The 4,212-nt window shown below is 49.4% G+C and carries 4 protein-coding genes; all 4 read left to right on the top strand.

Going from position 1 to position 4,212, the window contains the following annotated elements:
- Positions 1-60: 60 nt before the first annotated feature.
- Positions 61-1,764, top strand: a complete 1,704-nt coding sequence (locus H6F50_RS07155; protein WP_199292030.1) for a fumarate reductase/succinate dehydrogenase flavoprotein subunit — start codon at positions 61-63, stop codon at positions 1,762-1,764.
- 271 nt (positions 1,765-2,035) lie between these two features.
- Positions 2,036-2,263, top strand: coding sequence for a ferredoxin family protein (locus tag H6F50_RS07150; protein ID WP_071958132.1), 228 nt, complete (start codon positions 2,036-2,038; stop codon positions 2,261-2,263).
- A 10-nt stretch (positions 2,264-2,273) separates the two neighbouring features.
- On the top strand, positions 2,274-3,242 hold the full coding sequence (locus H6F50_RS07145; RefSeq protein ID WP_190427926.1) for a HEAT repeat domain-containing protein: 969 nt from the start codon (positions 2,274-2,276) through the stop codon (positions 3,240-3,242).
- On the top strand, positions 3,235-4,212 hold a 978-nt coding region (locus tag H6F50_RS07140; RefSeq protein ID WP_190427924.1), incomplete at its 3' end, for an Mrp/NBP35 family ATP-binding protein. The genes H6F50_RS07145 and H6F50_RS07140, both read left to right, overlap by 8 nt.

The raw sequence follows: 4,212 nt of genomic DNA, 5'->3' as shown, positions 1-4,212 counted from the left end.
CTTAGTGAATTTATTCGTACAAAGTTATAAAAGTTTTTGCTAACTGAAGAGGAGTCAAGAGTGGATACTCAATGGATGAAGACCGATGTTCTTGTCATCGGTGGTGGTACTGCGGGAACGATGGCAGCCATCAAAGCAAAACAGGCAAATCCTGACGGAGAAGTGCTGATTTTAGAAAAAGCGAATATCCGTCGCAGTGGAGCGATCGCAATGGGTATGGATGGGGTCAATACAGCCGTCATTCCTGGTAATTCTACCCCAGAGCAATATGTTCGAGAAATTACGATTTCCAACGATGGCATTGTGAACCAAAAAGCCGTCTATCAAACCGGGAAACTCGGCTTTGAAGTCATTCAAGAACTGGAAAGCTGGGGCGTGAAGTTCCAAAAAGACATTCACGGCAATTACGACCTGAAGCAAGTGCATCGCGTAGGGAAATACGTGCTCCCGATGCCAGAAGGAAAAGACCTCAAACAAATTTTGACCCGACAAGTAAAGCGCCACAAAGCGAAAGTCACGAATCGGGTGATGGCGACTCGTGTTCTAGTTAGGAACGGACGCGCTATTGGAGCGGTAGGGTTTGACGTGCGAAACGGCGATTTTGTCGTGATTCAGGCAAAAGCAGTCGTTTTATGTACAGGAGCTTGCGGACGCTTAGGTTTACCCGCCTCTGGCTATCTCTACGGCACCTATGAAAACCCCACCAACGCTGGTGACGGCTATTCAATGGCGTATCACGCAGGCGCAGAACTCACGAATATCGAGTGTTTTCAAATCAACCCACTGATGAAGGACTATAACGGCCCTGCCTGCGCCTATGTCGCCAGTCCGTTTGGAGCTTACACCGCCAATGCTGAAGGGCACCGCTTTATCAGTTGCGACTACTGGAGCGGTCAGATGATGCTAGAAATCTGGAAGGAGTTGAACTCTGGTAAAGGCCCGGTTCAACTGAAGATGACCCATTTAGATGAAGACACCATTTCAGAAATTGAGTCGATTCTGTGGTCGAATGAACGCCCCAGCCGAGGGCGGTTCCATGAAGGTAGAGGCGAAAACTACCGCACGGATGGCGTGGAGATGAATATCTCGGAAATTGGTTTGTGTAGTGGTCACAGTGCTTCTGGAGTCTGGGTTAATGAGAAGGCGGAGACGACCGTGCCGGGGTTGTATGCCGCAGGCGACATGGCAAGTGTCCCCCACAACTACATGATTGGGGCGTTTGTATTTGGTCGGTTGGCGGGTACGAATGCTGTGGATTATATCGAAGGGTTAGAGCATCTTGAACCCGATGCTGACGTTTTAGAGGCGGAAAGACAACGGATTTATGCCCCATTGAACAACCCCAATGGCGTGCCGCATACGCAGGTGGAGTACAAATTACGGCGGTTAGTCAATGACTACCTTCAGCCCCCGAAAGTAGACCACAAGATGGAAATTGGGCTGAGAAACTTTGTGCGCTATCACGAAAGCCTAGGGATGATGGGCGCACGCGACCCTCATGAACTGATGCGCTGCATGGAGGTTCACTTTATTCGCGATTGTGCTGAGATGGCAGCACGTGCCTCGCTGTATCGTCGGGAAAGCCGTTGGGGACTGTACCATTACCGAGTGGACTACCCCGAAAAGAACAACGAAGAATGGTTCTGCCACGTCAATCTCAAGAAAGACGAATCAGGCGAGATGGTTTTGTTCAAGCGTCCGGTTGAGCCTTATGTGGTGGACGTTGATATTGAACGAGAAGTTTATGATGTGGCGGTGCGGTAAGGGCAAGAAGGCAGAAGGTAGAAGGCAGAAGGTAGGAGGTAGGAGGTAGAAGGTAGAAAGCAGGAGGCTTTTATGAAAGAAAGCTTGTACTGTAAGCTTTTTAACCTTTTTCTATAGCAGTCGCCAAGCCAATTAGGACAAAGCCAAATACTGAAACCAAGACCCGTCAATATGCATCCCTTCTGCCTTCTGCCCTCTGCCCCCTGCCTTTTGCTATATTTCCACCACGCTGCGGTAAGTTCATTAATTTGTAACCAAGAGAGTGAGAGTTATGGCTTTAGCAATGCAACGGGTTGATGTACCCGTAATCGTTGATGAATCGAAATGCTTAGAAAAGTGTACCGCTTGCATTGAAGTGTGTCCGCTGGATGTGTTAGCGAAGAACCCGGAAACAGGCAAAGCCTATATGAAGTACGACGAGTGCTGGTTTTGTTTGCCTTGTGAGAAGGAGTGTCCCACCAACGCGATTACGGTTCAAATTCCCTTTTTGTTGCGATAGAGGAGTAAAGATGTCTGCTGATTCTGAATTGAACCAATGGTTGGAAATGCTGCGATCGCCTGACGCTAGCGATCGCCTAGTTGCCGTCAAAATGCTGCAACATTTGGGCGATGAGGATGCTCTGGAACCCTTGATTACAGCCCTGCAAGATGAGAGCATAGCTGTGCAAAAGCTTGCAGTGACGGCACTGTGGGAGTTAGCCAACCCCAAGGCAGTTCCGGCTTTAGTAGAATGTCTGGCTTCAAGCGATGAGGAGATTCGGGAAGAAGCGCTATCCGCATTGGGCGAATTAGTTTCCCCCGATCGCCTGTTGCTGCTGCTAGATGCCCTGCATCGAGATGACGTGAATATGCAACTGAATGTGTTAATTCTGTTGCGGAAGATTCACGATGCTCAGTCTTTGCCCTACGTGCTGCCGTTCTTTGAGTCGGAAAATGCTGAGTTACGGGAAGCGGCAGTGACAACGCTACGCTATCTCAATCAAGTGGAACGCTGTAAAGAAGCGATCGCCTTAATGTCCGACCCCGATGAGAACGTGCGGCGTTCTGCTGCCCTAACGTTAGGACATTTAGCAGATGCAGAAGTAGTTCCCCGTCTGTGTCAAGCACTCACTACCGACAAAGATTGGCAGGTGCGACGCAATGCGGCAAAATCATTGGCACTTCATGCTGATTCTACGGCAGTTCCATCCTTAGAAATGGCTTTGGCAGATGAACATTGGCAGGTGCGGAAGTTTGCACTTCAAGTTTTGCAGAAAACACCAACTGACCAAACCCTACCTGCTTTAGTGAAAGCGCTGGCAGATGAGTACTCGGATGTGCGTCGAGATGCAGCGATCGCACTCGGTATCCTAGAAAACCCAACCGCCCTGAATGCACTCCAGCAATCTCTGGACGATCCAGACAAAGATGTGTGTATTTACGCACAACGAGCAATTCAGAAAATCCAAGAGTCCACGCCAGAGACATCTAATGCCTAGCCATCAATCTCCCTTCCGCCAAACTCATACAGAGGAAATTGCCACTCCTCCCGATCCAGTAACGGAATCTCGGCAACGAGAAGTTATCCAGTATCTCAAACAGGTGATTGAACCCATCCTCAAAAACGACATCGTTAGCTTAGGGATGGTGCGGAATCTGCGGGTTGTGGATGACTATATTTATCTACGCCTGTATGTGGGGAAACATCAGCATCACCTACAAGCCGAAATTCAATCGGCACTTTCGCCTGTAACTTGGTGCAAGAAAATCTATATCCAAATTTGTACCATTCCTGGTGTCAGAACGACGTTGGCAATTTCCAGTGGCAAGGGGGGTGTAGGCAAATCCACAACATCGGTTAATTTAGCCGCCGCTTTGAGTTTACAGGGGGCGAAGGTAGGTCTACTCGATGCTGATGTCTATGGCCCTAACGTCCCCCAGATGTTGGGACTGGGACAGGCAGATGTAAAGGTGATTGCTACGCCCAACGGTCAAAAGTTTCTGCCCCTAGAAGCTCACGGCATCAAAGTCATGTCAGTGGGACTGCTAGCAGAACCCGATCATCCTCTCGCTTGGCGTGGCCCCGTCCTGCACAAAATCGTGACTCAGTTTATTCAGGAGGTGGAATGGGGAGAATTGGATTACCTGCTGATTGATTTGCCTCCTGGTACAGGCGATGCTCAAATTACGATTGTGCAAGAAAGTCCTATCTGTGGCGTAATTTTGGTGACGACTCCCCAACAAGTTGCCGTTTCGGATGTGCGCCGCAGCGTCCATATGTTTCGTCGTGTCGGCATTCCCGTGCTTGGCATTATCGAAAATATGAGCTATTTAATCTGTGGTCATTGTGGCGATTGCACTCCGATTTTTGGGAGTGGTGGAGGGCAGCAGCTATCGACAGAACTCCAAGCCCCTTTACTGGGGCAGGTTCCCATTGACCCTAGTATCTGTATGGGTGGGGATACGGGA

The sequence above is a fragment of the Coleofasciculus sp. FACHB-712 genome, from assembly GCF_014695635.1.
Classification (GTDB): Bacteria; Cyanobacteriota; Cyanobacteriia; order Cyanobacteriales; family FACHB-T130; genus FACHB-T130.
The sequence above is the reverse complement of the archived record's forward strand: the minus strand, read 5'-3'. Positions and strand labels throughout refer to the sequence as shown.